Source organism: Pseudomonas sp. GW821-FHT05H12 (assembly GCF_059419385.1).
This window is the reverse complement of the sequence record NZ_JBWKRS010000007.1, coordinates 77,558-104,079: the sequence shown is the minus strand read 5'-3', so window position 1 is coordinate 104,079 and position 26,522 is coordinate 77,558. Positions and strand designations below refer to the sequence as shown.

Here is a 26,522-nt window from a genome sequence, read left to right as displayed (position 1 = left end):
GGTGTGTCAGCCCACTACAAGGCGCCAGGCAAACCGCAGCCCACGCCGCGGCGTGTCAGGTAAATGTGATGTGCCTGATACGCCGCCGCGCGGGGCAAGCCCGCTCACTACAAGCGAACGATAATAAAAATATGTGATTTTATAAATTAATAAAATCACATTAATTAATAATTAGCTTATTCCAAAAAAGACTTTCACTCGGGTTTCTTATAGTAATACTTTCATGTCACACCGTTTCCCAGCTGCACCCGCACCAAGGGCCAGTGCCAATCCTGATGGATTACTCCTGACATGCCCGATCTCGCACGCCCTCTTCCCGCCCGTAAATTTCACCTGTCATTGCTGACCAGCTCCCTGTTGCTCGCGGCACCGCTGCCGTTTGCCGAGGCAGCCGCCGATGACGCCAAGCTCGACACCGTCACCGTGATCTCCACCGGCCTGCGTGGCCAGGAACGCACGGTGGCTGACAGCCCGGCGCCGATTGATGTGATCAACAGCGAGCAGCTGCTCAAGACCGGCCGCGCCGAACTCTCCGAAGCCATCGCCAAGCTGCTGCCGTCCTTCAACTTCGGCACCAACATCGCCGGCTATAACTCGGTGACCCGCCCGCTGAGCAACCGCAGCCTGGGCCCGGCCTACACCCTGGTGCTGGTCAACGGCAAACGCCGCCACAACGGGGCCACCGGCCAGCGTGGGTCCATCGATAACAGCGGCGCAAATGCCGTGGACATCGACCTGATCCCGGTCAGCGCGGTGGACCATATCGAAGTGCTCAAGGACAGCGCCGCCGCCCAGTACGGTTCGGATGCCGTGGCCGGGGTGATCAACATCATCCTCAAGTCCGAGGCCAGCGGCGGGCACCTGGAAAGCAGCTATGGCCAGTTGTATTCCGGCCAGGGTGAAACCATCAAGGTGGCCGGCGACCAGGGTTTCAAACTGGGTGACCGAGGCTTTTTCCATGTCTCGGTCGACGCGCGCAAACGCGGTGCCGCCTCGTGGAACGACAAGGCCGACAACAGCGTGCGCGCCTTCAGCGACCCGGCCAAGGAAGCGGCCTGGGACCGCGTGGCAATCAAGAACGGCGACCCCGACCTCAAGGCCTTCAACCTGGCCTACAACGCCGAACTGCCGCTGGAGGACGTGACGCTGTACTCGTTCTCGACCTACGGCGAACGCGACGCCGAGGCCGCCAACTACTTCCGCCTGCCCACCGGCACGGCGGCGGTGCCCGAGGTGTTCCCCAACGGGTATTTCCCGCTGAACAACATCAAGGACCGGGATTACCAATTCCTGTTCGGCGGCAAGGGCGAACTCGCCGACTGGAACTGGGACCTGAGCACCACCTACGGGCGCAACACTGTGCACCATTCCAGCGACCTGAACATCAACCCGTCACTGGGCACGGCATCGCCGACCAAATTCGACAACCTGGCCACCTTCCGTTTTGACCAGTGGGTGAACAACGTCGATTTCACCCGCCGCTACGACAGCCTGTTCAACCTGACGCCACCGGTGCAGGTGTCGGCCGGCCTGGAACATCGCTGGGAGCGCTTCAGCACCTTTGCCGGCGAACCCGACGCCTACATTACCGGCACCTACCCCGCCGCCTCGGGCGCGCAGGCGGCGGTGACGATTCGCCCGGAAGATGAGGTCAACCTGGTCCGCAACAACTACGCGGGTTACCTCGACCTGGGCTTTGACCTGACCGAGCACTGGTTCCTCGATGTGGCCGGGCGCATCGAGCATTACGACGATGACTCGGGCAACACCTTCGGCCTGAAAGTGAACTCGCGTTATGAACTGACCGACACCGTGGCCGTACGCGGCACCGTCGGCACCGGGTTTCGTGCGCCGTCGCTGACGCAGATCGGCTACACCGTCGCCGACAACCGGGTGGCCATCGACGCCAACGGCAACGTGGTGCCCGCCGTTACCCGCCTGACGCCATCGGGCAGCAACCTGGCCAAGGCCCTCGGCGGCGATGACCTCAAGCCGGAGAAGTCGCGCAACCTGGGGCTGGGCCTGACCTGGGAACCGGCGCCGCGTACCAGCATCACCGCCGACGCCTACCTCATCGACATTGATGATCGCATCGCACTGACCAGCAATATCTACGACCGTGGCAACGGCGTGATCAATAACATCCTCACCGCCCAGGGCGTGCCCAGCGGCACTTGGGTCAACTACTACACCAACGCTTTTGACACCCGCACCAAGGGCCTGGACGTGGTCGCCGACCACACCACGCCGCTGGAGGCCTGGGGGTCAGTGCGCTGGAGCCTGGGCTTCAACTGGAACAAGACCACCATCGAAGGCACCCGCGACACTCCCGGCGCGCTCGCCAACTCCGGCGTCACCTTGGTGGGCCGCGATCGCGAGGGCGACCTGACTGATGCCACCCCCAAGACCAAGTGGATTCTGGGTGCTAATTGGAAGGTCGAGGACCTGGCGGTCAACCTGCAAACCAGCCGCTACGGCGCGGTGAAGACCCTGGCGGTCAACCCCACGGGCGACCGCAGCTTCGGCGCCAAATGGATCACCGACCTGGACGTCAGCTACACCTTCGTCGACCACCTCACCGTGAGCGTCGGCGGCACCAATATCTTCGACGTGCGCCCCGACCGGCATGCCGTCTACAGCAACCTGGGCCTGGCGCCGTATGGCAACCCGCCGTTCTATCCGGGCGGCGGCTATTGGTACACCAAGCTGGCCTACGACTTCTAAGCGCAATCGCCACGTGAGGGCATCCCTTTGACGAGATCCACTGTACCGAGCCGCCTGCTGGCGTCCTGCGCCCTGGCCCTGAGCCTGGTGGGCTGCTCACCTTCAGGTGACCAGGCCCAGGCCAGCAAAACCCTGAGCATCGCGTTTTTTGGCGACAACACCACGTTGGTCAGCGTCGATCCGTTCCAGGTCTACTGGCTGGAGCACCGGGTGCTGCTGCGCAATGTCGCCGAGTCCCTGACCGACCAAGACCCGCAGAGCGGCAAGATCATTCCCTGGCTGGCCAAAAGCTGGGAGGTGAGCGACGACGCCCTGACCTACACCTTCCACCTGCGCACGGACGTGACCTTCAGCAATGGCGAACGCTTCGATGCCAAGGCGGTAAAAACCGCCTTCGACAGCGACAAGGCCCTGGCCACCGAGCTGCCGGCGACGTTTGGCGCGACCTACCTGGCGGGCTACGACCACGCCGAAGTGGTCGACGACTTCACCGTCAAGCTGGTGCTGGCCAAGCCCAACGCGGGGTTCCTGCAAGCCACTTCCACCACCAACCTGTCGATCCTGGCGCCCGCCTCCTATGCCCTCAGCGCCAAGGAGCGCTCCCTGGGCAAGATCATCGGCACCGGGCCTTTCGTGCTCGCCAGCTACACCCCCGAAGTCGGCGCGCACCTGACCAAGCGCAAGGGTTACGCCTGGGCGTCGGCCAACATGAAGAACCAGGGCGAAGCCCACCTGGATGCGGTGGACGTAAGCTACATCCCCGAAGAAAGCGTGCGCAACGGCCTGTTCCTGCAAGGCAAGGCCGATATCCTGTGGCCGCGCAACCCGTTCTCCGAAGTCGACCTCAAGTTGTTCCAGTCCAAGGGCGCGACCATCCAGAGCCGTTCGCTGCCGGGCCCGGCGCTCAACCTGTACCCCAACACCCGGGGCGAACGCCTGCTCGCCGACAAGCAAGTGCGCCTGGCCGTGCAAAAAGCCATCGACCGCAAGAGCTACGCCAGCACTGTGTACAACGCCGAATTCCCGGTGGTGGACGGCATCTTTGACGTGACCACGCCCTACTTCAAAAGCCAGGGCGCCAAACTGGCCTACGACCCCCAAGGTGCCGAACAATTGCTTGACGCGGCCGGCTGGGCCAAGGGCGCCGACGGCTACCGCCAGAAGAACGGCAAGCGCCTGAGCCTGAGCTACAACATCAGCCCGGCCGAAACCGCCGGCGATGTGCTGATCCAGGATCAACTGCGCAAGGTCGGGATCGACCTGAAGCTCAGTGTGGTCACGCGTGCCGAGTGGATCGCCAACAACTCGTCGGGCAACTATGACCTGTCGATCAATTACATGACCCGTGCCGACCCGATCATCCTGCAAACCATCCTCGACCCGCGCACCGCCAACAGCGCGACCCTGGCCACCAATATTTACGAGCCCCAGGTGCTCGACAAGGCCAAGGGCTTGTTCGATGCCGGCATCACCGCCACCCAAAGCTCGCAGCGTGCTGCGGCCTACGGTGACTTGCAGGATTTGCTGATCGACGAAGGCGCTGCGTTCCCGGTGTACGAGCGCGTGTGGCAGGCGGCGACATCGCCCCGGGTGAAAAACTTCCAGTGGACCGCCGAGGGCTTTGCGTTGCTGGGTGATATCGAGGTCGGCCAACCATGACTCGCTACCTGATCGGCCGCGTAGGCCAGGCCATGCTGGTGTTGTGGGGGGCTTATAGCATCACCTACTTCATCCTCTACCTGCTGCCGGGTGACACGCTGTCCATCATGCTCAGCGCGTCGGGCATGGAAGCCGACGCGCTGTCGGTGGAAGACCTGGCCAAGGCCCGCGCCTATTACGGCCTGGACAAGGGCGTGTTCGAGCAGTACTTCAACCTGCTGCTGGGCGCCTTGCACGGGGACTTCGGCCAGTCGCTGTCGCTGAATCGCCCGGTGGCCGAACTGCTCGCCGAACGCCTGCCGCAGACGCTGTCCCTGGCAGGCCTGGCGATTGTGTTGTCGTTGGTCGGCGGCATCGGGTTGGCTTACCTGGCGGCGTATGTGCGCTGGCGGCCGCTGAAAGTGGCGTTGGCGCGGTTGCCGTCGCTGGGGTTTTCGGTGCCGGTGTTCTGGATGGGCTTGCTGTTGATCCAGGTGTTTGCATTTGGCCTGGGCTGGTTTCCGGCCACTGGCAGCCGGGGGTTCGAGAGCCTGGTGCTGCCGGCGATCACCCTGGCGATTCCCAGTGCGGCAGTGTACGCCCAGGTGTTGCAGCGCAGTTTCCAGGGGGTGTGGCAGGAGTCCTACATCACCACCGCCTACGCCAAGGGCCTCAGCCGAGGCCAGGTGCAGGCGCGCCACGGGTTCAAGAATGCCGCGCTGCCGATCCTCACGCTGATCGGCCTACAGGTGGGCAACACCGTGTCCGGCGCGGTGCTGGTGGAAACCATCTTCGCCCGCTCGGGCATTGGCCGCCTGGCTCAGGAAGCGGTGTTGCGCCAGGACATTCCGGTGGTGCTGGCAATCGTCGCGGTGTCCGCCGCCGCCTTTGTGCTGGTGAACCTGCTGGTGGACTTGCTGTACCCCTGGCTCGACCCGCGCATTTCCCATACACCCAAGGTGTCCTAAACCATGACTATCCTTCAGCAAAACCTGGGGCACACCGACTTCTGGCAACGCCGCAGCCGCCTGCAACGCGCCAACGCGGTGGTGCTGCCACTGCTGCGCCGGCCGGGGTTTACCGTGGCGTTGCTGATCGTGATATTCGCGTTGGTCGCGGCCGTGGTGCCGCAGTGGCTGACGCACTTCGACCCCTACGCCACCGCCCCGGTCGACAAGCTGCGCGCGCCGAACCTGACCCATCTGTTCGGCACCGATGAGCTGGGCCGCGACCTGTTCACCCGGGTGGTCTACGGCGCCAGCCTGTCGGTGCAGGCCGCGTTCCTGGCGGTGGGTATCGCCCTGGTGGGCGGGCTCGGGCTGGGTATCTTCTCGGGTTTTGCCGGGGGCCGTATCGACGCGGTGATCATGCGGTTTATCGACGTACTGCTGGCCCTGCCCGGCTTGTTGCTGGCCTTGGCCATTGTCACGGCCATCGGCTTTGGCACCGTGCCGTTGGCCATCGCGGTGGGCGTCGGCATCATTCCAGGGTTTGCGCGCACCACCCGCGCCGAAGTGTTGCGGGTCAAGACCCTGCCCTACGTGGAAGCGGCCCGGTTGGGCGGTGCCAGTTGGGCGCGGACCTTGCTGCGGCACATCCTGCCCAACGCCTGGGGGCCGGTGGCGGTGCTGGCGACGCTGGACTTCGGCGCCGCAATCCTCGCCACGGCCGGCTTGAGTTTTCTCGGTTTCGGCGCAGCGCCTCCGGCGGCCGAATGGGGCACCTTGATCGCCAACGGCCGGCACTTCCTGATCACCGCACCCTGGGTGTCCTTGCTGCCCGGCCTGTTCCTGGTGGCCGTGGTCTTCAGCCTTAACCACATTGCCCGCACGTTTGAGGAGCATCGCCGATGAGCCCCCTTCCCCCGCTGATCGATGTACACCAGCTTGAGGTGAGCTATCACTCTGGCGGTCAGGCCAACCCGGCCGTGCGCAACCTGTCGTTCTCACTGGACCAGGGCGAGACCGTGGCGATTGTCGGCGAGTCCGGCTCGGGCAAGTCGACCCTGGCCAATGCGATCCTCGGCCTGTTGCCGGACAACGCCCGCATCACTGACGGAGCGCTGTGGGTGAATGGCGACGACCTGACCCGCGCCAGCGACCGCCAGAAACGCCAGCTACGCGGGCGCACCATTGGCCTGGTGCCCCAGGACCCGATGGTCAGCCTCAACCCAACCTTGCGCATTGGCCAGCAGATTGCCGAGGCCGTGATCCTGGCCAAGGGGCGGCGTTACCCCGGCGTGGATGCCGACGTCGTCGAGCTACTGCAACAGGTGGGTATCGACAAGCCGGTGCTGCGCGCCCGCCAATACCCTCACGAGTTGTCCGGCGGCATGCGCCAGCGGGTGCTGATCGCCATCGCCCTGGCCGGCAACCCGCGCCTGATCATCGCCGACGAACCCACCAGTGCGCTGGACGTCACCGTGCAACGCAAGATCCTCGATCACCTGCAACGCCTGGTGAGTGAGCGCGGGATTTCACTGTTGATCATCACCCATGATTTGGGCGTGGCGACTGATCGCGCCGACCGGATACTGGTGATGCAGCAAGGCGAGTTGGTGGAGCAAGGGCCGCCGCGCCAGATCCTGCAAACGCCCCGCCACGACTACACCCGCGCGCTGATCGCGGCTGCGCCGGCCTTCGCCAAACGTCGGGAGCCCCTGCCCAGCCTGCCTCATATCCAGGCACCGATCCTGAGCCTGCGCAACGTGGCCAAAACGTTCAGCCTGCCGAAGGTCAAGGGCGAAACCGCGACCTTCCAGGCCCTGGAGAACCTCAGCCTGGACGTGTACCCCGGCCAGACCCTGGCCATCGTCGGCGAATCCGGCTCGGGCAAAAGCACCGCGCTGCGCATCGCCCTGGGCCTGGAGAAACCGACCCGGGGCCGGGTCCTGTTCGAACAGCAGGATGTGACCGAGCTGAGCTGGCGCGACTTTCGCCCACTGCGCCAGCGTATCCAGCTGGTGCAACAAAACCCGTTTGCCGCCCTCGACCCGCGCTTCACGGTGTTCGACAGCATTGTGGAACCGCTGGTGTCGTTTGGACGGCTAAAGGGTGCAGCCCTGGAACAGGCCGCGCGCGAATTGATCGACCGGGTGCACCTGCCCGTCAACTTTCTCGACCGCCTGCCCCGCGAGTTGTCCGGAGGCCAATGCCAACGAGTCGCCATCGCCCGCGCCCTGGCGCTCAAGCCCGACCTGCTGCTGCTCGATGAACCAGTGAGCGCGTTGGATGTATCTGTGCAGGCGCGCATTCTTGAGCTGCTGGAAGAACTCCAGCGTGAGATGGGCATGGCGTACGTGCTGGTGTCCCACGACCTGTCGGTGGTTGCCAACTTTGCGCATCGGGTGCTGGTGCTGCGCCAGGGCCAGGTGGTTGAACAGGGGTCGGTGGAGCAGATTTTCAGCCATGCCGCCAGCGCGTACACCCGTGAATTGATTGACGCGATACCCGGGCGGCGCCCTGCCCCGATCGAAGAACAATTGCCACCCCTCCACCCTCGCCTTAACGCCATCGCCGTGTAGGAGCCGGCTTGCCGGCGATGAGGCCTTTGAGATGAGCGCATGTCTTAAGGGTGCCATCGCCGGCAAGCCGGCTCCTACAGTGATCCTGTGGTGTCGCTTTCGCTGAATTCATCACATCGGTTTGACGTTTTTTTCTCATTCGCGCCTCTACATTCGCCCCGCCTCAACATGCAAATGATTCCTATTGGTCTAGTCTCAACCGACCTCTCGCGGATTTCCCGTGCATTCATAAAAACCGGAGCGCCCACCGCATGACCACCCGTCTCTCTTCCTTCGTCAAAAGAACCCTGCTCGCCACCGCGTTGGTCAGCGCCGGGCATGTGTATGCCGCCGACACGCCGGGCATCGTGGTGTACAACGCCCAGCACGAAAGCCTCACCAAGGCGTGGGTCGAAGGATTTACCCAGGAGACCGGGATCCCGGTGACCATCCGCAATGGCGATGACACCGAGATGGGCAACCAGATCGTGCAGGAAGGCGCTGCGTCCCCGGCCGACGTGTTCCTCACCGAAAACTCCCCGGCCATGGTGCTGGTGGACAACGCCGGGCTGTTCTCGCCGCTGGCGCCGACCACCCTGGAGCAGGTGGACGCGGCTTACCGCCCGGCCCATGGCAAGTGGGTCGGCATCGCCGCGCGCTCCACGGTGTTTGTGTACAACCCAAGCAAACTTAAAGAAGCCGACTTGCCCAAGTCCCTGCTGGACCTCGCCTCCCCCAGCTGGAAAGGCCGCTGGGCCGCCTCGCCGGCCGGTGCTGACTTCCAGGCGATTGTCGCCGCCGTGCTGGAACTCAAAGGCGAAGCCGCCACCCTTGACTGGCTCAAGGCAATGAAGACCAACGCGAGCATCTACCGCGGCAACAGTGCCGTGCTCAAGGCGGTCAACGCCGGCCAGGTCGACAGCGGCGTGATCTACCACTACTACAGCTTCGTCGACCAATCCAAGACCGGCGAAAACAGCAAGAACACCCAGCTGCACTATTTCAAGCACCAAGACCCGGGCGCCTTCGTGAGCACCTCCGGTGCCGGCGTGCTGGCGTCGAGCAAACACCAGGAAGAGGCCCAGGCCTTCGTCAAGTGGATCACCGGCAAAGACGGCCAGGCGATCCTCAAGGACGGCAACTCGTTCGAATACGCCGTGGGCCAGAACGCCCAGTCCAACCCCAAGCTGACCCCGCTGTCGCAGCTGGATGCGCCGAAGGTCGACGCGTCCAAGCTCAACAGCAAGAAAGCGGTGGAATTGATGACCCAGGCCGGACTGCTCTGATTGCTGCCTGAATCGTCCCTCCCCGGCGTTGCACAGGCAGCGCCACGCAAACGTACCCACGGTTTATTCAAAAGCCGTGGGGGCACGTGGGTTACCGGTTTGTCGGTGCTGGTGTCGCTGCTGGCGTTGCTGCCGATCGCGTTTGTGATCGGCGTGTCGTGGCAGATCGGCTGGGCGCAGATCGAAGCGCTGGTGTGGCGGCCTCGGGTCGGCGAACTGCTGGCGAATACTGTGCTGCTGGTGCTCTTCACCCTGCCGTTGTGCATTGTGCTGGGCGTCGCGCTGGCGTGGTTGACCGAACGCACGGACCTGCCAGGCCGGCGCTTCTGGTCATTGCTGGCAGTGGCGCCGTTGGCGGTGCCGGCGTTCGTGCACAGTTACGCCTGGGTCAGCCTGGTGCCGTCGATCCACGGTCTGCCTGCCGGCGTGCTGGTGTCGGTGATTGCCTATTTCCCGTTTTTGTACTTGCCGGTGGCGGCGACTTTGCGCCGGCTTGATCCCGCGATTGAAGACGTGGCCGAGTCCCTGGGCCTCAAACCGTGGGCGGTGTTTTTTCGCGTGGTGCTGCCCCAGTTGCGCCTGGCGATTTGCGGCGGTGCGCTGCTGGTGGGTCTTCACCTGCTGGCCGAATACGGCCTGTACGCGATGATCCGCTTTGACACCTTCACCACCGCGATCTTCGATCAGTTCAAGTCCACGTTTAACGGGCCGGCAGCGAATATGCTGGCGGCGGTGCTGGCGCTGTGTTGCCTGGCGATGCTCACCGTTGAGTCCGCCGCACGCGGCCATGCCCGCTATGCACGGGTGGGCTCCGGCAGTGCCCGCGAACAGCGCATTGTGCGGCTGGATACCCGCACCACCCTGCTCTCCCTTGCCCTGCAAGGGGCGACCTGCGCGCTGGCCCTGGGCGTGCCGCTGGTCACCCTGGGCCAATGGCTGATCGCCGGTGGCCGCGAGGTCTGGCAACTCGGCGAATTGCTGCCGGCGCTGGAACAAACGGTACTGTTGGGGCTGGCCGGCGCACTGTTGACCACCTGCGCGGCGGTGCCGATTGCCTGGCTGTCGATCCGCGCACCGGGGCGCCTGCAGCGCATCCTGGAAGGCTGCAACTACATCACCAGCTCGTTGCCCGGCATCGTGGTGGCCCTGGCGTTGGTCACGGTGACCATCCATTTTGCGCGGCCGATCTACCAGACCACGATCACCGTGTTGCTCGCCTACCTGCTGATGTTCCTGCCACGGGCGCTGGTGAGCCTGCGCGCCGGCATCGCCCAGGCGCCAGTGGAGCTGGAGAACATGGCGCGCAGCCTGGGCCGCTCGCCGGGCCGGGCGCTGTGGCTGATCACCATGCGCCTGGCCGCACCGTCTGCGGCTGCAGGCGCGGCGCTGGTCTTCCTGGCCATCACCAATGAACTGACGGCCACCCTGTTGTTGGCCCCCAACGGCACGCGCACCCTGGCCACCGGTTTCTGGGCAATGACCAGCGAGATCGATTACGCAGCGGCCGCGCCCTATGCGCTGATCATGATCCTGCTGTCACTGCCGTTGACCGGCCTTCTCTATCACCAATCCAAACGCACGGCCGGCCGATGAACGCCCTCGAACTGAACGCACTCTGCAAATCCTTCGGTACTCAACGCGCCCTGGCGGATGTCAGCCTGTCGGTGCCCACCGGCAGCCGCACGGTGATCGTCGGGCCCTCCGGTTCAGGCAAGACCACCTTGCTGCGGATGATTGCCGGCTTTGAATTTCCCGACAGCGGCAGCCTCACGCTTAACGGCCAGGTGCTGGTGGACGCCACCCACGCCGTGCCGGCCCACCAGCGCCAGATCGGCTATGTACCCCAGGATGGCGCGCTGTTTCCGCACATGACCGTGGCCGACAATATCGGCTTCGGCCTGCCCGCCAACCATTCATCACGCACCGAACGTATCGCCGAACTGATGGACAGCGTGGCCCTCGACGCCGCCATGGCGCGGCGCTGGCCCCACGAACTCTCCGGTGGCCAGCAACAGCGTGTGGCGCTGGCCCGGGCACTCGCGCAGCAACCGCGCCTGATGCTGCTGGATGAGCCCTTCTCCGCACTGGACACCGGGCTGCGCTCGGCGATGCGCAAGATGGTCGCGCGGTTGCTGAGCGAGGCTGGCATCACCACGATTCTGGTGACCCACGATCAAAGTGAAGCACTGTCATTTGCCGACCAGTTGGCGGTGATGCGCCAGGGCCGGCTGGTGCAATCGGGGCATCCGATGGACCTGTACCAATACCCTGTGGATGAGCAGACCGCGTTGTTTCTTGGCGACGCCGTGATCCTGCCCGCCCGGGTTGAAGACGGCTGGGCTCACTGCGACCTGGGACGTGTGGCCGTGGACAGCAAGCTCAACCACGCCACCACGCGGATCATGCTGCGCCCGGAACAACTGCTGTTGAGCACCACCGATGGCGCTGGCTGCCGAGGCGTGGTGACCGAACGTGAGTTCGGCGGCAATACCTGCACGCTGACCGTCGAGCTGCACGGGCATGACCATGCGATTTTGGTACGCAGCTCCGGCCTGCAGGCGCCACCCATGGGGAGCGTGGTGCACATCACCACCGTGGGCATGGCCCATGTGTTGAAAAAAACGCCGGCCCTCAGTCCCAGCTAAGTTTCGGGGCTTACCTTCTCTCCTGCGCCGACCGCCGCGCCGTCCAGGAGAGATAACCCGATGAATGCCACAGCAGCCCGTTGGCTGAACAAAGTACCCGAGGTGACGCTGTCCTTCTGGGTGATCAAGATTTTGTCCACCACCGTGGGCGAAACCGGCGCGGATTACCTCGCCGTCGATGCCGGCTTCGGCGCCGGCCCCACCAGCCTCGGAATGGCTGCACTGCTCGCCATCGCGTTGTTCGGGCAACTGCGCACCAAGGCCTACACCCCGTGGATCTACTGGCTGACTGTGGTGTTGGTGAGCATCGTCGGCACGCAGATCACCGACATCCTCACCGACAAACTCGACGTCAGCCTGTACGCCAGCACGGCGATATTCTCGGTGTTGCTCGCACTCAACTTCAGCGTCTGGTACCGCACCGAACGCAGCCTGTCGATCCGCGACATCGTCACGCCGCGCCGCGAGTGGTTCTATTGGACGACGGTGCTCTGCACCTTTGCCCTGGGCACCGCCGCCGGAGACCTGGCCACCGAAGCACTGGGCCTGGGTTTCACCCTCGGCGCGGTGATCTTCGCCGGTTTGATCGCCGCCACGCTGGTGGCTTGGCGCCTGGGCGTCAACAGCGTGCTGACCTTCTGGGTGGCTTACATCCTCACCCGGCCCCTGGGCGCGTCCCTCGGCGACCTGCTCACCCAAGCCAAGACCTACGGCGGCCTGGGCATGGGCGCCAACTGGACCAGCGCGCTGTTCCTCTGCGTCATCGTGCTGTTGGTGGCCGTCGCACAGGTCAGCGTCGGCAACCGCAAAACCCTTTCCCACTGAATACTCACCCCAAGGAAACTCTCATGCGCCCTTTTCACAACCTGATTCGCCGCGTTGCCATCGCCTCCGCCATTCTGATGCTGGGCATCGCCACCGGCTGCTCCAAACCCGCCGACAAACCGAAGGCCGGCACCGACCCGACCACCAGCCAAAGCCAGGCATCCCAACTGGGCGACCTGTCGGCGTTCCGCAACATCGCCGTGGATGTCTCGGTCCTCGTCGCCAGGAATGACCTGGCAGAAGCCAAGACCCGTATCAAGGACCTGGAAACCACCTGGGACGCCGCCGAAGCCGGCATCAAGCCGCGTGCCGCCAGCGACTGGCATGTGCTGGACAAAGCCATCGACCGCGCACTCTCGGCGCTGCGTGACGGCAACCCGATCCAGGCCGACTGCAAGGCCGCAATGGATGACTTGCTCAAGGCTTTCGACCAGATGAAAGGCTGACGCTTGCCGGTACAGGTGCTTCAATACACACGCGGCGATCACCTCGCCGCGTGTGCAATTTCTGCGGAGTGCGATATGCGGATACTGCTGGTCGAAGACGACCCGATGATTGGCGATGCGATCCAGCGCGCGCTCAGCGATGCGAGCTACGCCGCCGACTGGGTCAAGAACGGCCTCACGGGCCTGGCCGCCCTCGACACCCACCCCTACGACCTGGTGCTGCTGGACCTGGGCCTGCCCGGCAAGGACGGCCTGGAAGTACTCGACACTATCCGCTCGCGCAACAACCCGGTTCCGCTGCTGATCATCACCGCCCGCGACAGCCTCGATGACCGCCTGCGCGGCCTCGACGCCGGTGCCGATGACTTCCTGCTCAAGCCCTTCGACATCGCGGAACTGCTCGCGCGCATCCGTGCGGTGCTGCGGCGCAAAGGCGGCAGCGCGTTGTCGTTGCTGGGCAATGGCGTGGTGTCCCTGGACCTGCTGACCAAACAGGCGAGCACCGAAGAGCAGCGCGGCGTGGCGCTGTCGAGCCGGGAATTTGCCCTGCTGCAGGCCTTGCTGATACGCCCCGGCGCGATCCTCTCGCGCAGTGAACTGGAAGACCGTCTGTATGGCTGGGGCAACGAAGTGGAAAGCAATGCAATCGAGTTCCTGATTCACGCCTTGCGGCGCAAGTTGGGCAGCCATGTGATCAAGAACGTCAGGGGCATGGGATGGATGGTTTCAAAAAACGCTTGAGTGAATCGGTACAACTACGGCTGTCGGTGACGCTGTCCCTGGCGATTCTGTTGGTGGCGTTGCTGGCCAGTGTGTTTGCGTTTGTCTCGGCCTTTGAAGAAACCCATGAACAGCAGGACGACACCTTGCGCCAAGTGGCCCTGCTGTTTGACCGCCAGCAGATGAGCCTGCAATACCCCCACCCCGGCACCGCCATCAAGGGCGACGACGAAGAGTCGCGGGTGATCATTCAATACCTGGGCGATGGTCAACACGCCACGGGCACCACCGATGAAGCGCTGCCCCTGCCCTTTCCGACCACGCTTGCCGATGGCCTGTCCACAGTGACCGTCGCAGGTGAAGCGTTCCGCGTGTTGGTGCACACCACCACGCAAGGCAAGCGGATTGCCGTAGCCCAGGAGCAGGACGCCCGAGACAAGGACGCCCGCGAAAGCGCGTGGCGCAGTTTGTTGCCGTTCCTGATCCTGTTCCCGGTGCTGTTGCTGGTGGTCGGCGACCTGGTGCGCAAGCTGTTCCGCCCGATCGGCGTGCTGGCGGCGGAAATCGACGGACGTGCCGAACAGGCGCTGCACCCGATTGATGAGCACCACCTGCCCACCGAAGTCCGCCCGTTTGTGGTGGCGATCAACCGCTTGCTGGCGCGCGTCGAGCAGTCCATGGACAGCCAGCGCCGCTTTGTCGCCGATGCCGCCCACGAACTGCGCTCACCCATGACCGCCCTGGCCCTGCAGGCCGACCGGTTGGCGGCCACCGCCATGTCTGCCGCCACCCGCGAGCGCTTTTTACCCCTGTCCCGCGGCATTGAGCGTAGCCGTGCATTGATCGACCAATTGCTCAGCCTGGCCACCGCTCAGTCGGCAGCGCAGCGTCCTCAATCCCGTCTGTCGGTGCATGAGGTTTATCGCCAGGTGCTGGAAGACCTGCTGCCGTTGGCCGAGCGCAAGCAGATCGACATTGGCGTGGTCAGCCTTCAGGACGTGCAGGTGCTGTTCAACCCCATGGATTTGTTCACGCTGGTGAAGAACCTGGTGGATAACGCCATTCGCTACACCCCGCCGGGCGGCTGTATCGACCTGTCGGTGGCCGAGGTTTCGGGCGCCGTGCAACTGCAGGTCAAGGACTCGGGGCCCGGCATTTCCGAAGAGGAGCAGGCCCGCGTGTTCGACCCGTTCTACCGCAGCCTGGGTACCGACGAAGCGGGCTCGGGGCTGGGTTTGTCGATCGCCAAGGCTATCGCCGACCGCACCGGGGCGCGGGTGACGTTGGGGTTCAGCGATGAGGGGGCGCAGCGGGGGTTGTGTGTGACGGTGTGGCTTCCTGCCCACCGCCCATCGCCAGGAACAGATTGACGGTCTCCTGGTACCGCTTGCCACGGGCTTGCACCCATTGCACCTGCGCCAGTTGTTGGGTGCGCTGGGCCTGCACCACTTGCAGCAGGCCAGCGCTGCCTACTTGATACGCCTGTTGGGTCAGGCGCAGCGCAGCAGTGGCCGAGTCGAGGGCCTGTTGCTCGGCACGCGCTTCATCGGCGGCGTTTTGCAGGCCGTGCAGGCTGACGGCGACCTGCTGGAACGCGCGCAATACCGTCTGCTGATAGGCCGCGAATGCGCCCTGGTAGGCATCTTCGGCCGCCCGTTGGCGCGCCGATAACGTGCCGCCATGGAACACCGGGCCGGCCAGCCCGCCGAGCAGGTTCCAGGCAGAGCTGGCGGGGCCGGAAAACAAGGCGTCGTCACTCAGGCTGGCGCTCAGGGTCAGGTGCGGGTACAGGTCTGCCGTGGTCACCCCGACCCAGGCGTTGGCCGCCCGCAACCGAGCCTCGGCAGCACGGATATCCGGGCGCAAGCGCACCAGCTCGGAAGGGACGGCCACCGGGACATGCTCGGGCAGTTGGAGGGAGGCCAATTCGAAGTCCGGTGCGGTCCAGCGCGTTTCGGTGGCGCCAACCAGTGTGGTCAACATGCCGCGATTGACCGCCAACGCCTGGGCCAGCACCGGCAGGCGTGCGCGGTCTCGGTCGAGCTGGCTTTGCGCCAAACTCACATCCAGGGTTGAAGCCACGCCGGCCCTTGCCGCCTGCTGCACGCGGTCGAGGGTTTGCCGATCGGCCTCGATCACCGAGGTGATGGCCTGGATCTGCCCATTCAGCACGGCCATGTGCAGCGCGGCGCCCACGCTGTTGCCGGCGACTTCCAGGCGTGCCGCATTCAGTGCCTGTTGCTCCACCTGCACATCGGCCGAGGCCATTTCTACCTGGCGCCGCTCGCCGCCAAACAGGTCGAGGTCATAGGTGGTGCTCAGCCCGCCGCCGTAGGCGGAGAACAACGGAAAGTCCTCGGCCTGTGGCCCGAACGCCGTGGCGCCGACCTTGGTCCGGCCCGCGCTGGCGCCGGCATCGATCTGCGGTAATCGCGCGCCGTCGGCCATCGCCACACCTTCCCGGGCTTTGGCCAGGTTGGCGCGGGCGATCACCAGCGAGCCGTTCTGCGCCAGGGCGCGGTCGACGGTGCGGTTGAGGTCGGGGGAACCCAGCAAGGTCCACCAGTCTTCACGCAGCACCTGGCCGCTGTTGAGTTGCACCTCCTGGCGCGAGTCGGCGAGGTAACGTTGCTCTTCGGGTGGCTGGGGCGCCGAGTAATCCGGGCCGACCGTGCAGCCGGCCAGCGCCAGGCTTATCAGCATCAGGGTGAAGGAAGTATTCATGTCAGTGCGCCTCACCGGTGTTGCCGGTTCTGGTTTTTTTCAGCAAAAGCACGGCGAGGAAGGCAAGCCCCAGCAATGCACTCTGCAAAATGATGGTGTCGCTGAACGCGAGGATCGACGCCTCGCGGCGGATCAACCGGCCGACGTCGACGATGGCCTGATGGCGGGCCAGCTCCGGGTCGCTGATGCCGCGCGCAAGAAACCACTGGGTCAACGCATCGAGCCGTTGTCGGGTGGCGTCATTGAGCAACGACACCTGCGGGGTGATCACGTCGGAGTGGTACTTGCCGCTGTTGCTCATGAAAGTCTGCAACACCGCAATGCCGATGGCTCCGCCGAGGTTGCGGGTCATGTTGAACAGTGCGGCGGCGGAGCCTGCGTGTTCGCGCTCGATCCCCGCCACGGCGATGGCCGACAGCGGCGTCATCACCAGCACCTGGCCCAGGGCGCGGATCAGGCTGGAGGCGATGAACTGCGGGCCGGCAAAACTCATCGACAGGTTCGTGGCCAGCAAGCTGCCCGCGATCAGGATCAAATACCCCACCGCCACCAGCTTGCGTGGGTCGAAGCGCCGCATCAGCGCGGGCACCAGCGGCAGCATGAGCAATTGCGGGATGCCGATCCAGATCAATACATAGCCGACCTGCTCGGAGTTGTAGCCATGGATACGCGCCAAATACAGGGGAATGATGTACACCCAGGTGTACATCGACAGGCCAAAGAAGAAGTTGGCCAAGGTACCCAGGCCGAAGTTGCGCCGCGCCAGTAGGCGCAATTGCAGCAGCGGATTGCGCCGGCGCAGTTGCACGCACACAAACACGCCCAGGGCCATCGCCGCGATCAGGCTGAGGCGCACGATGAAGGGCGAGCCGAACCAGTCATCCTTCTCACCTTCTTCCAGCACCGTTTCCAGGCAACCCAGGCCAATCGCAATGCTGAGAATGCCCCACCAATCACCCGTGCGCAGCAGATGCAACTGGCGCGGTTCGGCGTCTAGGGCAAACCACAACAGGCCGAGCATGATCGAGCCGGGCAGCAGGTTGACGTAGAAGATCGACTGCCAGCCGAAGGTCTGGTTGAAGTAGCCGCCGATCACCGGCCCGATGGAGGGGGCGAAGATCGCCGAGACCGAATAGATCGACAGGCCGATCGCATGTTTGGACGGTGGCAGGCGCGTCATGATGATGGAGAACGCCAAGGGAATCAGCACGCCGCCGGCGAAGCCCTGCATGGCGCGCACCACGATCATCTGCCCCAGGTTCTTGGCAAAGGCGCAGGCCACCGTGAGGATCAAAAACAGCACGGTGTTGGTCAGCAAGTACGTGCGCGTCGAGAAGACCCGCGCCAGCCAGCCGCTCATGGGGATCACGATGATTTCCGCGACCAGGTAGGCGGTGGTGATCCAGCCGCCTTCATCGGAGCCGGCACCGATGGCGCCCTGGATATCGCTCAAGGACGAGCTGACGATCTGGATGTTGAGGATCGCCAGGAACGCGCCGAGCGCGGCGCCGACCACCGCCACCCAGGTGCGCAGGCTCACAGGATCATGGTTCATGGCGTGGCGCCCGGGTATCGATGGCGGCGGTCACGGACATGCCCGGGCGCAGGCGCCCGGCCAGTTCACCCGCGTCGCTGAAAACGATCTTCACCGGGATGCGCTGCACGATCTTGGTGAAATTACCCGTGGCGTTGTCCGGTGGCAGCAAGCTGAATTCCGCGCCGCTGGCCGGGGCCAGGGTGTCGACGGTGGCGCTCAGGTCGTGGTCGGGAAAGGTGTCGACGCTGACCCGCACCGACTCACCGGGGTGCACATTGAGCAGTTGGGTTTCCTTGAAGTTGGCGACCACATACACCTGTGCCAGCGGCACCAGCGCCATCAACTGTGTGCCCGGTTGCACCAACTGCCCGCTGCGCACGCTGCGTGCCGCGACGGTGCCGTCCACCGGCGCCACCACGCGGGTGTAGCTCAGGTTTAGTTCGGCCTGGTTACGCTGGGCTTGGGCAGCGTCTCGGCGCGCCACTGCACGTTCTCGCTGACGGGCAAGAACATCCACGTGCTGGCGGGCGCTCAGCGCAGCAGCTTGCAACCCCTCCAGATTGGCGCTCTGCGCCTTGGCGTCGGTGGTGGCGTTATCGGCCTGCTCGTTGGACCCAAAGCCGACCCGCGCCATTGCCTGGCGCCGCGTGTCGTTGCGCCGCGACAGGCTCAACGTCGCCGAGGCGGCAGCCACGCGAGCATCGGCCTGGCGAATCAGCGAAGCCTGCGCGATGACCTGGGCGTCCAGTTGCGCAACGGCCGCCGTTGCCGCCGCGACGTTGGCACGGGCGTCGTCGAGGGCGTTGCGCAGGTCACGGTCGTCAATGGTCGCCAGCAATTGGCCAGCCTTGACCGGCTGGTTGTCGTTGACCAGCAGCGCGTTGATGTAACCGCCGACCTTGGGCGCGATCACGGTGGAATCGGCTTTGAGGTAGGCGTCGTCGGTGCTTTCGATAAAGCGCCCATCGCGCCAGTAATGAAACCCTTGAAGCAGCACCAGGGCGATGATCACAAAGCCGACCAGAAACAGCGCTGGTCGAACCAATTGTTTGCGCCCAGTGGAAACAGAGACGTCTTCAGGGTGAGAATTGAGATGGCTCACGGTGATGCTCGCTAATTTGACGGATTCGGGCTCAAGGCTTTGCCAGGAGCGGCGTTAGTGGCAGTCTGATAAGCACGCGAGCGGCTGAGTAGCCGTTAAAAAATCAAGGCATCCTTGCAAAAACGGGAAGGAAGGTATGGCGGACGAGATCAGTGACCTGCGGTTGTTCGTGCGCATCGTGGCGGCGGGCAGCCTGTCGGAGGCGGCGCGGCGCCTGCACAGCTCGCTGCCCGTGGTGAGCCGGCGCCTGGCGGGGCTGGAAAGCCGCCTGGGGGTACGGTTGATCAACCGGGGGTCGCGGCATTTCAGCCTGACGGAGGAAGGTGCGCTGCTGCACGAGCGCGGGCTGTTCATTCTCGACGAGCTGGACGCGGCGGTCGCCGAAGTGGGCACACGGCTGGAGACGCCCCACGGGCATATCCGCGTAGGCGCGCCGCTGGAAATCGGCCGACGGCGGATTGCACCGCTGATTGCCGAGTTTTCCAGGCGCTACCCGCGCATCACCGTGGAACTGTTGCTCTCCGATTCGCCCGCCGACGTGGCAGGTGACGACCTGGACGTGGGTTTGCTGACCGACAACCCCAGCGACACCGGCATGGTCAGCCGCCGCTTGCTGTCCAGCCGCCGCGTGGTGTGTGCGTCACCTGACTATCTGGCGCAGCACGGCACGCCGCAGACGCCCCAGGACCTGCTGCACCACGACTGCCTGCGGCTGGTGCGTGGCCGGCGCATCTTTGATCGCTGGACCTTTCAGGAAAACGGCCATGGGCTGGAGATGCAGATCAAGGGCACGCTGCTCAGCAACAACGCTGAGGTGATCCATGATTGGGCAGTAGGCGGCAGCGGTATTGTGCTCAAGGCGTTGTGGGATATTCAGGACGACCTGCGCGACGGTCGCCTGATCGCCCTGCTGGAGCCTTATGCCAACGACTACCTGTTTCTCAACGCCGTATTCCCCAGCCGCCGCCACCTGCCGCCACGGGTACGGGTGTTCCTCGACTTCCTGGCCGATGCGCTACAGCAACAGGATGCCAACCCCGAAGGCTTGTGGTGAGCGGGCTTGCCCCGCGCGGCGGTGTGTCAGGTAAACCTTGGGCGTCAGGTACATCGCGGCGCGGGGCAAGCCCGCTCACTACAAGTTGGGGGTTGGGTGGGGCTTTTCGGCCTGGGCGGATAGCACTATTGCCAGCACTATCAGCGCGGCGCCGGCCAGCATCCGCGAAGATGGCGCTTCATGGAACAACCACCAGGCACAGGCAATGGCGTAGACCGGCTCCAGCGAGATGATCATGCCGGCGCTGCGTGCGTTGAGGCCTTTGAGGCTCTTGACGAACAACGCCTGGGACAGCGCCGTGCACAGCACGCCCAGGATGGCGAGGTTGAGCCAGTCGAGCGAGCCGATGCCCGGCAGGTCGGCGAGGGCAAACGGGGCCATGACCACGGCCACGATCGTGTTTTGCCAGAACACCACCTGGACACCGTTGCGGCCATCAGTGGCACGCCGGTTGGTGATCGCCAGCAGGGCAAACGAGAGTCCGGAGGCGATGCCCCACAACAGCCCGACGGTGCCCTGGTTGGCCACCTCGAACGAGGGAGTCACCAGCACCAGGCCGAAGGTCACCAGCAGCAGCAACAGCGCTTCGGCCAGGTGCGGTCGATCACGAAATACCGCCATGTCGAGCAAGGCGATGAACGCCGGGAAGCTGGCAAAACTCAAGGTGGCGACGGCAACGCCGCCCACTTTGATCGCGATGAAAAACGTCACCCAGTGCGCGGCCAGCATCAGCCCCGAAAGGCCGTAGACCAAGAGTTTCCTGAGGGTCAGGCCGCGCAGCAGCGCACGGCCTTGCAAGCGCGCAAACAGCCCCAGAGCCAGCATGGCAAAGGCCGCGCGACCAAAGGTGATGACGCTGGCGCTGGCATGGATCAGCGCGCCAAAAATACCGGTCAGGCCAAACAGAATGGCAGTGACATGGGCAGAAGTCAGGGCAGTACGATAGGCAGTCATGAAAGGGCTTCGAGAAAACGAGCAGGGCCGTGGACTTCTTATTGTTGACCCGGTTGAAAGGAAGGCGCCCCTCTCGCCGCTTGCGTGGAGCTTTGTAGAGAGGCGCCTGTTTTTTAACCTTCGGACACATCGATCCAGATGGTCTTGAGTTCGGTGTACTGGTCGTGGGCCCAGATGGACTTGTCACGCCCGCCGAACCCGGACTGCTTGTAGCCACCAAACGGTGTCGAGGCATCGCCTTCGCCAAAGCAGTTGACCGTGACGATGCCGGCACGGATCGCGCGGGACAGCTTGATCGCGTTGCGCAGGTTGTCGGTGTACACCGATGCGGCCAGGCCGTAGATGGTGTCGTTGGCCAGGGCGATGGCCTCTTCCAGCGTGGTGAAGGTGGTGACGGTCAGCACCGGGCCGAAGATCTCCTCCTTGAACAGCACGCTGTCTGCGCCAACCCCGTCGACCACAGTGGGTTGCACGTAGATGTCATCTTCAGTCTTGCCGCCGAAGACCACCTGCAGGTTCTCGTTGCCGGCCTGCACCAGGTACGAGCTGACCTTGTCGAAATGCGCCCGGCTGACCATCGAGCCCAGGCGGTTGTCCGGGTCCAGCGGGCTGCCCATCTTCCAGCCTTGCAACTGCACGCCAATACGCTTGAGCAACTCATCCTTGATATCGGCGTGGACGATCAGGCGTGACGAAGCCGAGCAGTTCTCGCCCATGTTCCAGAACGAGCCGTTGACGATGTGCCCCGCCACCAGGTCGAGGTCGGCCACGTCGTTCATGACCACGGCGGGGTTCTTGCCCCCCAGCTCCAGCACGATGCGCTTGAGGTTGGATTCGGCCGCGTATTGCAGGAACAGACGGCCAGTGTCGGTGGAGCCGGTGAAGCTGACCATGGTGACGTCCATGTGACGCCCCAGTGGCTCGCCCACTTCACGGCCACCACCGGAAACCACGTTGAACACGCCGTCCGGGATGCCGGCCTGGGACGCCAGCTCGGCCACGCGCAGCGCCGTCAGGGTGGTTTCCTTGGCCGGCTTGACCACGATGGAGCAACCGGCTGCCAGGGACGGCGCGATTTTCCAGGCCAGCATCAACAGTGGGAAGTTCCACGGCAGCACCAGGCCGACCACGCCGATGGCTTCGCGCACCACCAGGGTCAGCGCGTCGTTGCCCACCGGGGCGGTGTTGTCGTAGATCTTGTCGATCAGCTCGGCGTGCCAACGGATCATGTGGATGGTTTCCGGCACGTCGGTCAGCTGGCACTCTCGCACCGGCTTGCCGCTGTCCAGGCTTTCGAGCACGGACAGTTCGTGGGAATGCTGCTCCAGCAGGTCGGCAAAACGCAGCAGGACTTTCTTGCGCGTGCCCGGGCTGAGGGTGTGCCAGCGACCATCGTCAAACGCCTGCTTGGCCGAGGCCACGGCGTAGTCCACGTCGTCGCTGTTGCACGCGGTGATTTCAGCCAGCACGTCACCGGTTGCCGGGTTGGTGGTGGTGAACGTCTTGCCCGAACCCGAGGTATGGGCCGCACCGTTGATGAAGGACGTGGTCGGGAACCGGATGTCCTGGGCAATGGCCGCGTATTCGGCGGCGCTGAGCAGATGGGTCATCATGCACCTCCAACGATGTGTGCGACGTTACGCTTGAGGTCGGTAATGACGGTCTCCAGCGCGTGTCTCTCGTTTTCGAACAGCGGTTGCAGCGGCGCACGCACGCTGCCGGTGCGAAGGCCGTTGAACGCACACCCGGCCTTGATCGCCTGGACGAATTTGCCGCCTTCGAGGAAGTCCATCAGCGGCATGAACGCGCTCATGATCCTGCGGCCTTTGTCGAAGTCTTTTTCGACCACACACGCCTCGTACAGCGCGATGTGTTCACGGGGCACGAAGTTGGAGCCGGCACACACCCAGCTGCGGGCGCCCCAGGCGAAGAACTCCAGGGCCTGGTCATCCCAGCCGCAGGACAGCGCGATGTTCGGGTATTGGGTGGCCAGGCGATGGACCTGGCCCATGTCGCCCGAGCTTTCCTTGATGGCCACGACGTTTTTCGAGGCGGACACGGCCTTGAAGTACTCGTCGCCCATGCTCACGCTCATGCGGCCCGGGTAGTTGTAGAGCATGATCGGCAAGCCCGCGGCCTGGTCCACGGCCAAGGCGTGGATGGCGTTTTCCTGTTCGGTGGGCAACGCGTACGGCGGCGAACCGACGAGGATCGCATCGGCCTTGATGGCGCGGGCAGCCTTGGCGTATTCCACCGAGTCTTCGGTGCGGATGGCGCCGGTGCCGACGATCAGCGCGACACGGTTGCCGATGACTTCCTTGGCGTGGGCCGCCAGATCGATGCGCTCCTGGGCGGTGTGCGCGTAGTACTCGCCGGTGGAGCCACCGATAATGATGCCGTGCACCTTGGACTCAATCAGGTATTCCAGCACGTCTGCGAAGGCTGCGCTGTCGATCTGGCCAGTGGCGGTCAACGGGGTGATTGCCGGGGTGTAGATGCCTTCAAATTTCATGGGTGTCTCTCCAACTGTGAATATGAGGTTTTTTTTCGCTCAACTGCTTAAAGCCGCTGCGTCGCGCAAGTTCAACGCGCGTGTTTCCGGGGCCATGGCCCAGGCGGCCGCGAGGCCGACGAAGGTCACGCCGGCGGCGACGTACATGGTGTTGCCGATGCCGATCGAGGCCAGCGACAGCGGCACCAGGTAGGTGCCCACGGCGGCGCCGACCCGCGACAGCGAGGTGCCGATGCCGACGGCAAAGGCGCGGATTTCGGTGGGGAACAATTCGTTGGGGTAAACCAGCTGCAGCACTTGCGCGCCGCCGATGAACACGGCGTAGGCGCCGAACAGGCACAGCACCAGCAGCTCATGGCTGTTGGAGAATGCCGCCAGCAACAGCAGGGCAAGGCCCGACCACAGGAAACTGTGGATCAGCATGCTGCGTCGGCCGATGGTGTTGATCAGCCGTGTAGCGAGGACGCAACCCACCACGAACAGCAGGGTGATGAACATCGAGCCGTAGGAGGCCCACTCCCCTTTCAGGTTCAAGGCTTGCAACACCTTGGGGGCAAAGGCGTAAACGGCGAACACCGGGATGATCGAGCAGGACCAGAACACCGAGACAAAGAACAGCCGCTTGCCGTAACCCGAACGCAGCAGGTCGCGGAAGGTCATCTTGCACTCGTCAGGTTGCTCGGGCAGGTCACGCAGCGAATAGTGCAGCCCGTAGATACGCTTGATCACCTGCTCGGCTTCGGCGTCACGCCCCTTGCTGAGCAGCCAGCGCGCGGATTCCGGAGTGCCCAGGCGCAGCACGAACAGCACCAGCCCGATCACCGAAGCGCTGGCCAGCGCATAGCGCCAGGCGTTATCGGCGCCGGTGTTGATGATGGCGTTGCCGACCACATAGGCAAACGCCGCACCGGCAAACCACAGGATGGTCAACGCCGCGAGCCGTGGGCCCCGTTGTTTCTTGGGCAGGAACTCCACCAACAAGGAAGTGGCCACCGGGTATTCAATGCCCACGGCCAAACCGATAATGAAACGGAACAAGAACAACGCCCAGGCCGATTCAACCCAGAACTGCGCCAGGGAACACACAATAAATAACGAAGGGCCAATGAAATAAACTTTCTTGCGCCCCAACTTATCGGTCAACCAGCCGCCGATAAAACCGCCGAAGAACACGCCGATCAAGGCAGACGCGGCAATCAGTCCTTGCCAGAACTCGGTCAGCGCCAGGGCGCCGGTCACCTGCATCATCGCGATGCCGATAATGCTTAATACATAACCATCGACGAATGAACCACCGCCCGAACGGGCCGTGAGCAATCGGTGAAAGTTATTGAGCGGTATATCCTCAATTGAGGCATTCGGACTTGTCATTATTATCTCCTACTTCGCTTCGTTCATTCGCCGGGGTAGAACGCACACTTGAAATCCAGGCGAATGAATGCCGTCTCAATCAGAAACCGCAGTCGCGCAAACGCCTGCTGTTTTCCAATCAATAGATTAAGTTCGGTATTACGTAACTAGCGTGTTGCGGGTCAGCTTTCCTGGCCGGCGCGACTTTGTCCCCATAGCAAGTTCATGTTTACACCCGCTGAAAGCAGCGGCTCCGGTGGGTTTCTGCTCGGGCCCGGGGACGTCAACAGGAAGTCCACCAGGTGATTGCTTTTGCCCGCCAGCCACTCGGCCAGCAAGGTGCCGGTGACGGTGCCGCGGGTGACGCCCAGGCCGTTGCAGCACAGGGCGCCGTAAACGTTCTTGGCCAGCTCGCCGAAGTGCGCCATGTGGTTGCGCGACAGGCTCAGGGAGCCACCCCAGGTGTAGTCGAAGGTCACGTCACGGTGCAGCGGAAAGCGGCGGTCGAAGGAGGCTTTGTGGCGCTTGACGAAGCGTTGCAGGTACTTGGGGTTGCTACGCCCGTCGGCGTTGAAGCTGAAGCTGTTGCGCACCAGCAAACGGTTGTCGACGGTGCGGCGCAAGGTGGTACCGAAGGGATCGGCCGGGATCACGCCCCAGAATGGGTTGCCTCCCAGGCGCGCCTGCTCTTCTTCGTCCAGCGGACGGGTCAGGCTGGCGTAGGTGAAGATCGGCAGCATGCGACTTTTGAGAAAGCCGAAACTCATGGCGAAGGCGTTGTTGGTGAGCACCAGCTTGTCGGCGATGATGCGGCCGTTCTTGTGGCTGAGCACGGTTTTGTCACCGTACTCCACGTCGGTGATCGGGGTGTTTTCGTACAGGGTCACGTTGGACGGCAAGGTGTCCGCCAGCCCTTTGACCAGTGCCGCCGGTTGGACCAGGGCTGTGCCCGGGGTGAACAGCGCCTTGCGATAGAAACCCGTGCCGATGCGGCTGGGCAGCTCGTCGGCTTCGATCACCTGATAGGCCTGGCCGAGCTTGTCGAGACCGCGCTGGTAGGCGTCCAGTACCGCGATGCCGCGGTCTTCGACAGCGGCCTGGTACTTGCCGCAATCGCGCCACTGGCAGTCGATGCCGTGCTGCGCAACCAACGCACGGAGCATCGATTGCCCGGCGAGGTTGAGCTCCATGCTGATTTTGGCGGTGGCAATGTCGCCGATATAGTCTTCGGCGCCGATGTCGTGGGGCAAGTCGATGGCAAAGCCGGCGTTGCGCCCGGAGGCGCCGTAGCCGACTTCCTGCGCCTCGATCAATACGATCTCGTCATCCGGAAAATTCAGCGCCAGTTGGCGGGCCGCCGCAAGGCCGGTGAACCCCGCCCCTACCACGGCCCAGCGCGCCGAGCGAATGCCACTGTGTGGCGGGCGTGCCACACGCGGCGGACTGAGGTGAAACCAGCCGCAGGTTGAATCGTCTGCCGGGGTGTTTCTGATGAGTGCCATG

General features: G+C 63.9%; 21 protein-coding genes. 13 read left to right on the top strand and 8 right to left on the bottom strand.

Going from position 1 to position 26,522, the window contains the following annotated elements:
• Nucleotides 1-291: 291 nt before the first annotated feature.
• The 12 genes from AC07SU_RS08440 to AC07SU_RS08385 all read left to right on the top strand — a co-directional run bounded on the left by AC07SU_RS08440 (nt 292) and on the right by AC07SU_RS08385 (nt 15,156).
• Nucleotides 292-2,724: a TonB-dependent receptor plug domain-containing protein gene (locus AC07SU_RS08440; protein ID WP_494996748.1), complete on the top strand. Its 2,433-nt coding sequence runs from the start codon at nt 292-294 to the stop codon at nt 2,722-2,724.
• Nucleotides 2,725-2,751: 27 nt separating this feature from the next.
• Nucleotides 2,752-4,383, top strand: a complete 1,632-nt coding sequence (locus AC07SU_RS08435) for an ABC transporter substrate-binding protein (RefSeq protein WP_178920819.1) — start codon at nt 2,752-2,754, stop codon at nt 4,381-4,383.
• Nucleotides 4,380-5,330: an ABC transporter permease gene (locus AC07SU_RS08430; protein ID WP_176997624.1), complete on the top strand. Its 951-nt coding sequence runs from the start codon at nt 4,380-4,382 to the stop codon at nt 5,328-5,330. Before AC07SU_RS08435 ends, AC07SU_RS08430 begins: the two co-directional genes overlap by 4 nt.
• Before the next feature lie 3 nt (nt 5,331-5,333).
• Nucleotides 5,334-6,215, top strand: coding sequence for an ABC transporter permease (locus tag AC07SU_RS08425; RefSeq protein ID WP_494996747.1), 882 nt, complete (start codon nt 5,334-5,336; stop codon nt 6,213-6,215).
• On the top strand, nt 6,212-7,885 hold the full coding sequence (locus AC07SU_RS08420; protein ID WP_494996746.1) for a dipeptide ABC transporter ATP-binding protein: 1,674 nt from the start codon (nt 6,212-6,214) through the stop codon (nt 7,883-7,885). The genes AC07SU_RS08425 and AC07SU_RS08420 overlap by 4 nt, the downstream gene beginning before the upstream one ends.
• A gap of 251 nt (nt 7,886-8,136) precedes the next feature.
• Nucleotides 8,137-9,150: an iron ABC transporter substrate-binding protein gene (locus tag AC07SU_RS08415; RefSeq protein ID WP_494996745.1), complete on the top strand. Its 1,014-nt coding sequence runs from the start codon at nt 8,137-8,139 to the stop codon at nt 9,148-9,150.
• Nucleotides 9,151-10,743, top strand: coding sequence for an ABC transporter permease (locus tag AC07SU_RS08410; protein ID WP_494996744.1), 1,593 nt, complete (start codon nt 9,151-9,153; stop codon nt 10,741-10,743).
• The gene (locus AC07SU_RS08405) at nt 10,740-11,795 is read left to right on the top strand and encodes an ABC transporter ATP-binding protein (RefSeq protein ID WP_494996743.1); all 1,056 of its coding nucleotides are present in this window, start codon (nt 10,740-10,742) and stop codon (nt 11,793-11,795) included. Before AC07SU_RS08410 ends, AC07SU_RS08405 begins: the two co-directional genes overlap by 4 nt.
• Nucleotides 11,796-11,855: 60 nt before the next feature.
• Entirely contained in the window at nt 11,856-12,620 is a 765-nt protein-coding gene (locus AC07SU_RS08400) for a COG4705 family protein (protein ID WP_494996742.1), read from the top strand.
• A gap of 23 nt (nt 12,621-12,643) precedes the next feature.
• Nucleotides 12,644-13,066 carry a hypothetical protein gene (locus tag AC07SU_RS08395; protein ID WP_494996741.1) on the top strand — a complete coding sequence of 141 codons (423 nt, stop codon included), beginning with the start codon at nt 12,644-12,646 and terminating at the stop codon, nt 13,064-13,066.
• A 75-nt stretch (nt 13,067-13,141) separates the two neighbouring features.
• On the top strand, nt 13,142-13,807 hold the full coding sequence (locus AC07SU_RS08390) for a response regulator transcription factor (protein WP_176997617.1): 666 nt from the start codon (nt 13,142-13,144) through the stop codon (nt 13,805-13,807).
• Nucleotides 13,783-15,156 carry an ATP-binding protein gene (locus AC07SU_RS08385; RefSeq protein WP_494996740.1) on the top strand — a complete coding sequence of 458 codons (1,374 nt, stop codon included), beginning with the start codon at nt 13,783-13,785 and terminating at the stop codon, nt 15,154-15,156. The genes AC07SU_RS08390 and AC07SU_RS08385 overlap by 25 nt, the downstream gene beginning before the upstream one ends.
• Here AC07SU_RS08385 and AC07SU_RS08380 read toward each other — a convergent pair.
• The 3 genes from AC07SU_RS08380 to AC07SU_RS08370 are packed head-to-tail and all read right to left on the bottom strand — an operon-like array spanning nt 15,077 to nt 19,149.
• Nucleotides 15,077-16,510: an efflux transporter outer membrane subunit gene (locus AC07SU_RS08380; protein WP_494996739.1), complete on the bottom strand. Its 1,434-nt coding sequence runs from the start codon at nt 16,508-16,510 to the stop codon at nt 15,077-15,079. The two genes, AC07SU_RS08385 and AC07SU_RS08380, sit on opposite strands and share 80 nt — an antisense overlap.
• Before the next feature lies 1 nt (nt 16,511).
• On the bottom strand, nt 16,512-18,065 hold the full coding sequence (locus AC07SU_RS08375) for an MDR family MFS transporter (protein ID WP_494996738.1): 1,554 nt from the start codon (nt 18,063-18,065) through the stop codon (nt 16,512-16,514).
• Nucleotides 18,055-19,149, bottom strand: a complete 1,095-nt coding sequence (locus AC07SU_RS08370; RefSeq protein WP_494996737.1) for an HlyD family secretion protein — start codon at nt 19,147-19,149, stop codon at nt 18,055-18,057. The genes AC07SU_RS08375 and AC07SU_RS08370 overlap by 11 nt, the downstream gene beginning before the upstream one ends.
• Nucleotides 19,150-19,285: 136 nt before the next feature.
• Between AC07SU_RS08370 and AC07SU_RS08365 the strand changes: the two genes are divergently transcribed.
• The gene (locus AC07SU_RS08365; protein WP_494996736.1) at nt 19,286-20,203 is read left to right on the top strand and encodes a LysR family transcriptional regulator; all 918 of its coding nucleotides are present in this window, start codon (nt 19,286-19,288) and stop codon (nt 20,201-20,203) included.
• Nucleotides 20,204-20,281: 78 nt separating this feature from the next.
• Here the strand turns inward: AC07SU_RS08365 and AC07SU_RS08360 are convergent, their stop codons facing one another.
• The 5 genes from AC07SU_RS08360 to AC07SU_RS08340 all read right to left on the bottom strand — a co-directional run bounded on the left by AC07SU_RS08360 (nt 20,282) and on the right by AC07SU_RS08340 (nt 26,521).
• Nucleotides 20,282-21,157 (bottom strand): DMT family transporter, encoded by an 876-nt coding sequence (locus AC07SU_RS08360; protein ID WP_494996735.1) that lies wholly within the window; start codon nt 21,155-21,157, stop codon nt 20,282-20,284.
• Between the two features lie 113 nt (nt 21,158-21,270).
• Nucleotides 21,271-22,767 carry an aldehyde dehydrogenase gene (locus tag AC07SU_RS08355; protein ID WP_494996734.1) on the bottom strand — a complete coding sequence of 499 codons (1,497 nt, stop codon included), beginning with the start codon at nt 22,765-22,767 and terminating at the stop codon, nt 21,271-21,273.
• Complete coding sequence (locus AC07SU_RS08350) at nt 22,767-23,669, bottom strand: dihydrodipicolinate synthase family protein (RefSeq protein ID WP_494996733.1); 903 nt, start codon at nt 23,667-23,669, stop codon at nt 22,767-22,769. The genes AC07SU_RS08355 and AC07SU_RS08350 overlap by 1 nt, the downstream gene beginning before the upstream one ends.
• Before the next feature lie 39 nt (nt 23,670-23,708).
• On the bottom strand, nt 23,709-25,040 hold the full coding sequence (locus AC07SU_RS08345; RefSeq protein WP_494996732.1) for an MFS transporter: 1,332 nt from the start codon (nt 25,038-25,040) through the stop codon (nt 23,709-23,711).
• A 161-nt stretch (nt 25,041-25,201) separates the two neighbouring features.
• Nucleotides 25,202-26,521, bottom strand: a complete 1,320-nt coding sequence (locus tag AC07SU_RS08340; RefSeq protein ID WP_178925748.1) for an NAD(P)/FAD-dependent oxidoreductase — start codon at nt 26,519-26,521, stop codon at nt 25,202-25,204.
• Between the last annotated feature and the right edge of the window lies 1 nt (nt 26,522).